Annotated in this window: 6 protein-coding genes; 2 read left to right on the forward strand and 4 right to left on the reverse strand. The window is 68.5% G+C overall.

Translation table 11 applies throughout. From position 1 onward, the window contains the following. Positions 1-736: flagellar brake protein (locus AC1RTA_RS16150; protein WP_492785319.1), on the forward strand; the 736-nt coding region annotated here is incomplete at its 5' end. 37 nt (positions 737-773) lie between these two features. Here AC1RTA_RS16150 and AC1RTA_RS16155 read toward each other — a convergent pair. The 3 genes from AC1RTA_RS16155 to AC1RTA_RS16165 all read right to left on the reverse strand — a co-directional run bounded on the left by AC1RTA_RS16155 (position 774) and on the right by AC1RTA_RS16165 (position 2,865). Then, positions 774-1,166 carry a nuclear transport factor 2 family protein gene (locus AC1RTA_RS16155; protein WP_416244098.1) on the reverse strand — a complete coding sequence of 131 codons (393 nt, stop codon included), beginning with the start codon at positions 1,164-1,166 and terminating at the stop codon, positions 774-776. Positions 1,167-1,181: 15 nt separating this feature from the next. Continuing rightward, positions 1,182-1,874: a DsbA family protein gene (locus tag AC1RTA_RS16160; RefSeq protein WP_492785320.1), complete on the reverse strand. Its 693-nt coding sequence runs from the start codon at positions 1,872-1,874 to the stop codon at positions 1,182-1,184. A gap of 88 nt (positions 1,875-1,962) precedes the next feature. After that, complete coding sequence (locus tag AC1RTA_RS16165; protein WP_492785321.1) at positions 1,963-2,865, reverse strand: MBL fold metallo-hydrolase; 903 nt, start codon at positions 2,863-2,865, stop codon at positions 1,963-1,965. Positions 2,866-2,973: 108 nt separating this feature from the next. Here AC1RTA_RS16165 and AC1RTA_RS16170 point away from each other — a divergent pair, with 108 nt between their 5' ends. Then, positions 2,974-3,900 (forward strand): LysR family transcriptional regulator, encoded by a 927-nt coding sequence (locus tag AC1RTA_RS16170; RefSeq protein ID WP_205229920.1) that lies wholly within the window; start codon positions 2,974-2,976, stop codon positions 3,898-3,900. 105 nt (positions 3,901-4,005) lie between these two features. Here AC1RTA_RS16170 and AC1RTA_RS16175 read toward each other — a convergent pair whose 3' ends face one another. Beyond that, positions 4,006-5,427 carry a DEAD/DEAH box helicase gene (locus AC1RTA_RS16175; RefSeq protein WP_014238186.1) on the reverse strand — a complete coding sequence of 474 codons (1,422 nt, stop codon included), beginning with the start codon at positions 5,425-5,427 and terminating at the stop codon, positions 4,006-4,008. Positions 5,428-5,908 lie beyond the last annotated feature (481 nt).

Genomic DNA, 5,908 nt, shown 5'->3' on the forward strand with positions numbered 1-5,908 from the left:
GACCATGCCCGATCCCGCCCCCGCCAAGGACATCGCCCCGGAAATCCCCGCCGAGAACCGGGTCAACCTGGACGAAGCCCGCCTGCAGATAGGCGACGCCCTGCAGCTGCAACCCAACGGCGACGCCAACGCCGCCCGCCACTACGTCAAGCTGATCGGCTTCACCAAGGGCGCCAGCGTCCTGGTCAGCACGCCCAAGGTGGACGGCGCCTACATTTTCGTGCGGGACGGCCAGAATTACGTGGTGCGGGCCTTCTCCGGCAAGAACGCCTACGCCTTCTCCACCACGGTGGTGCGTTCCGTGGCCGTGCCCTACCCCTACCTGCACCTGTCCTATCCCAAAGACGTGCGCGCCCTGGTGGTGCGCCGCGGCGCCCGGGCCAAGGTCAATCTCATCGCCAGCGCCCGCCGCCTCGACGCCCTGGGCCAGGAAAGTCCGGACGCCTGCGCCGCCAGCATCCGCAACGTCAGCATCTCCGGCGCCATGCTGGCCTCGCCCCATCCCCTGGGGCTCCAGGGCGACAGCATCCGCCTCTCCTTCAAGATCGCCCTGGCCGACATCATTTCCCTGGTGACCCTGGATGCGGTCATCCGCGCCGTCAATCCGGGCGGCGAAGACCTGGGCCCCGGCATGATCGGCTACGGCCTGGAATTCGTCGGCGGCGAAGCCCAGGACCGCATCACCCTCACCGCCTTCGTCTACCAGAAGCTGCTGGAGCAGGACGCGGCCACCTGAAACTCCGGACAGCCGCGGCCAAGCCAGGCCGTCCCCATCAGGCCTGCATGGCCCGGGCCACCAGCAGGGTGTCGGTGAACTGCTCGAAAGCGACGATCCGGCCGCCGGCAAGCTGCCACACATGGGTCGCCCGGGCCCGCATCGACTTGCCGGTTTTACGGTAAGTGCCGCTGTAGCTGCCGATACCCACCACTTCCTCGCCGCCGTCGATCAACCGTTCCAGGACAAAGGTGTAGTCCTCCCAGTCGCGGCCGAGAACAGCGAAGACATGGGTGCCCACCTCGGCGGCACCGATCCAGGTGCCGGCGCAGGGAAAGCCCGCCATCTCGGTCCAGGCCGCCTGCGGCGACAGGTCCGCCAGCATGCCGGCCAGGTCCCCCCGGGCCGATGCGGCGTAATGCTCGGCAACGATCTGCAGATTGCTTTTCATGACCAGACGCCCGGCTTACAGGGCACAACCGTCGACGCCGCAGCCCGGGGCCTGGGCGGCGCTCCCAGCGGGCAGCCCTGCACGCTGGCGCAGACGCTCCTGGAAGGCCTGGGGACGCCCCAGGTAGGCGGAGACGTCGATGCTCTGCAGGCCCTCCGCCGTTTCGAGGACGAAAGTGGGAAAGCCCTGGGCGCCGACCCGGGTCATGAATTCCCGGGTCTCCCGGAAATGGGCCTGCACCGCCTCGCCCGAGAGTTGCGCCAGGGCCTCGGCAAAGGCCGCGGCATCGAGCCCGAGGGATGCGGCCAACTCCACCAGCACCGACGGCTCGGCGATGCGACGGCCTTCTTCATAGTGGGCCACCTGCAACCGGGCCAGCATGTCCAGCCCGCGGCCGGCCAGCTGCTCGGCGGCCAGCATGGCGGCGGTGGGCGGCTCGGAGTCGAAGACCGCGCCGTTGTCCCGGAGCAGGCCGTCCGTGTAGGCAGGGCCGAAGGGCTGGCCGCTCAACTGGGCGATCCGCTGGTCATGAGGTTGGACATAGGCGCGCAGCTGGGGCGTCACCGCCTGGCGCCGGGCGCCGGCCATCATGCCGCCGCTGCGGGGCCGCACCGGCAGGACGTCGCGGGCTACCCGCACCAAAGGGGCGGCGCCATAGCACCAGCCGCACAGCGGGTCGTAGAGGTAATGCAGGATCGGGGCCGTCATGGTTCGGGAATTCCTTGGATGGAGGCGAAAAATCAGGACCGTGCCGCCAGGATGGCTGCGGCACGCTCCTGGCGCAGGGTCTGAGGGCTTACCACTGCATCTCGCCCTTGTTGACCTTGGCACCGATCTCCAGGGCCACGCCCAGGCCGGCCCGGGGGTAGGCCTGCTGCATGGCGGCGATCAGCTCGGCGGCATTGGAGGCTTTGGCAGCTTCCGCGTCGAAGCGTTGCAGGTAGCTGCGGGTGTAGCCGATGGCGCTGGCGTCCAGGGCCGTGCCGGGGGCCATGTGGCCCGGCACCACCAGGGCGGGCTGCAGCGCCTCGATCTCGTCCAGCTGGGCGAACCAGGCCTGGCGCTGGCTCGCCGTCCGGGTATCGGCGGTCCACACGTGCAGGTTGCCGAAGATGGCGATATTGCCGACCACCGCCCGCAGCGACGGAATCCACACATAGGGGCGATGGGCCAGCTCGCCGCTGGTGCCGCGCACTTCTACGGTCTCGCCGTCGACGCTGAGGCGGGTGCCCTGCAGCAGTTCCGGCACGATCGGCTGACGGGGCCCGTTGGCGCCCATCTTCGGGCCCCAGAAGGCCATCTTGGCGGCCATTTTGGCCTGGATCTTTTCCCGCACCGCCGGCGTGGTCAGCACCCGGGCCTGGGGGAAATGGGCTTTGAGCACCTCGGCCCCGAAATAGAAATCCGGGTCCGCATTGCTGATGAAAATGGTCGTCAGGGTCTTGCCGCTGTCCAGCACATTGGCCGCCACCCGCAGGGCATCGGCCCGGGTGAAGCCGGTGTCGATGACCACGGCTTCGCTCTTGCCGCTCACCACCACCGCATTGACGTGGAAGCTGTGGCCGTCGGCGTTGTACACCTGCACCTGCAGCGGCGCCGGAGTCCGGGCGGCACCCTGGCTTTGGGCATGGCCGGGGGCGACGATGCCGAGGGTCAGGGCGGGAATGGCGAAGCGGGCGATGCGTTTGAGGGAAAACATGGAAGTCTCCGTGCATGGATGGGTTGTGATGACAGGGCGAACTTTATCTATTGCAAAATGGTTGATAAAGTTCGATCCAGTTGATTATTTATTGCACGAATCGATCAAATGGACCGCCTGACCGCAGTACGCGTCTTCGTTGAAGTGGCCGACCGGGGCAGCCTGACCCAGGCCGCCGAGCACCTGGACATGTCGGCGGCGATGGTCAGCCGCTACCTGGCGGCGGTGGAGGACTGGTTCGACGCCCGCCTGCTGCACCGGACCACGCGCAAGGTCAGCCTCACCGATGCCGGCCTCGCCGCCCTGCCCTCCTGCCGGCAACTGCTGGACATTGCCACCGAGGCACGGCACCTGGCCGCGGCCCGCAACCGGGAGCCGGCCGGGGTGCTGCGCGTCACCACCGCCGGCTCCTTTGCCGACGCCCAGCTGACGGCGGCCCTGGCAGACTTCCAGCGGCAGCATGAGCAGGTGGAAATCGTCCTCTCGGTGGGGGACAAGCCCACCGACCTGGTGGCGGAACGTGTCGATCTGGCGGTACGCATCACCAACACCCTGGACCCGGCCATGATCGCGCGGCCCCTGGCCCGCTGCCGCTCCCTGCTGTGTGCCGCGCCCGCCTACCTGGAACGATATGGCAAGCCCGAAACGGCCGAGGACCTGCAGCGGCACCGCTGCATCGCCCACGCCTTCGGCATCGGCAAGCAGTACCGGTTCACGCGCAACGGCGCCGACCTTGCGGTGCCGGTGAACTGGAGCTTCCACACCAACGAGACGGCGGTGCTGCGGCGGGCCGTGCTGTGTGGCGCCGGCATCGGCATGCTGCCCACCTACTACCTGGGGGACGACCTGGGCGCCGGTCGCCTGGTGCCCCTGCTGCCGGACCATGAACCGGAAGTGCTGGGCATCCACGCCATCTACCTCTCCCGCCAGCACCAGCCCCTGGCCCTGCGCCTGCTGGTGGACTTCCTCGCCGAGCGCTTTGCCGGCGATCCGGCGCCGTGGGATCGGGGACTCGATCTGCCCGACCTCTCCTGAACGGCCGGGGCGACGACGGCCCCGCCAGGGTGCCGCCCCGGCGCCAGACGAAAAAAAAGGCCGGCGCATTGCTGCGCCGGCCTTTTTCATGGGGATCGCCCTGGCTTAGTGGTGCCGGGTGCCGTTGCGGTGGTTGCCGCCACTGCGGGGCGTGCCACCGTTGCCGCTGGCGGCACCGCCGCCGCTGCGACTGCGGCCTTCGCCACCCTGGCCACGGCCGCCACTGCCGCCGTTACCGCCGCTGCGGTTGCCGCCGCCGTTGTTGCCGAAGCTGCGGCCCGGCTGGCCCTGCCCCTGGCGCTGACCTTGGCGTTGTCCCTGGCCCTGGCGCTGGCCGCCACGGTTCTGGGGCGGTGCCGGGGTCGGGTTGGCGCTGGGCTCGAAGCCGGGCAGCACCTCCTTCTCCAGGTCCTTTTTGATCAGGCGTTCGATGCTGCGCAGGTTGTCCCGCTCGTCGTGGCAGACCAGGGAGATGGCCTCCCCTTCGGCGCCGGCGCGGCCGGTGCGGCCGATGCGGTGCACGTAGTCCTCGGCCACATTGGGCAGCTCGTAGTTCACCACATAGGGCAGCTGGTCGATGTCGATGCCCCGGGCGGCGATGTCGGTGGCCACCAGGGCCACCAGCTTGCCTTCCTTGAACTCGGTCAGGGCCCGCACCCGGGCGCCCTGGGTCTTGTTGCCGTGCAGGGCGGCGGAGCGGATGCCTTCCTTGTCCAGGCGGCGGGAAAGGGCATCGGCGCCGTGCTTGGTGCGGGTGAAGATCAGCACCTGGTTCCAGCCCCGGTTCTCGAAGAGGTGCAGCAGCACGTCCTTCTTCTTTTCCCGGTCCACGTGGATGACCTTCTGGCTGACGGTTTCCACGGTGGTGTTGCGGCGGGCCACTTCGATGGACTGGGGATCGTGCAGGAAGCTCCTGGCCAGCTCCTTGATCTCGTCGGAGAAGGTGGCGGAGAAGAGCAGGTTCTGGCGCTTGCCGTTGGGCGGCAACAGGGCCAGGATCTTGCGGATGTCGCGGATGAAGCCCATGTCCAGCATGCGGTCGGCTTCATCCAGGACCAGGATTTCGATGCCGGAAAGGTCCAGGGTGCGCTGGTTGATGTGGTCCAGCAGGCGGCCCGGGCAGGCCACCAGGATGTCCACGCCGCGCTTCAGGGCGGCGATCTGGGGATTCATGCCGACACCGCCGAACATGGACATGGACTTCAGGGGCAGATGCTGGCCGTAGGTACGGACGCTTTCTTCCACCTGCAGGGCCAGTTCCCGGGTCGGCGCCAGGATCAGCACCCGGGGCTTGCGCGCCAGGCGGTTGAGGGGGCTTTCGCCGGCCTGGGCCTGGGACAGCAGTTGCAGGATGGGCAGGGTGAAACCGGCGGTCTTGCCGGTGCCGGTCTGGGCGCAGGCCATCAGGTCGCGGCCGGCGAGGACGGCGGGAATGGCTTGTTGTTGAATGGGGGTGGGTTCGGTGTAACCCTGCTCGGCAATGGCGCGCAGGATTTCGGCCTTGAGGCCGAGATCGGTAAACAGCATGGATGCTCCTGGTGGGTAGCCCTTGGGCCCTGCGTGCGCTGCGGCACGAACCAGTCGAGGCGAACTACGGGGATGGGGTAATTCACGCGGCGGGCAGAGGGCCCGGCCGGAGGGATTTCAACGAAATCACGACGCCCGCCGTGACTGATTACGGCGACGCGAGGCGCGCAGTGTAGCACGGTCCCCCGCCCCCCGGGCCGCCATTCGCCCCCGGGTTGCCGGAAACCTTCGCTTACACGGATGTAAATGTCTGCAAAAACGGCCACCGGCCACCCGGCAGGCCCGGGGATAATTGTTAAGATTCAATCACCGGGCCGCATCCGAGCCGCTTGCGGCCCCCAGGCGAACTGCCTGCCAGCGGCTTGCCCGCGGCCAATCCGGGCCGCCGCAGCGTCCCGTCGGCACCCGCCGTTCCGCTCTTCTCCACCACTGTCCTGGCCCACCGTCGCCCCCACCGGAATCCCATGCCGCTCTCCCCGCC

This window comes from Azospira sp. MPR-E4 (assembly GCF_058809645.1).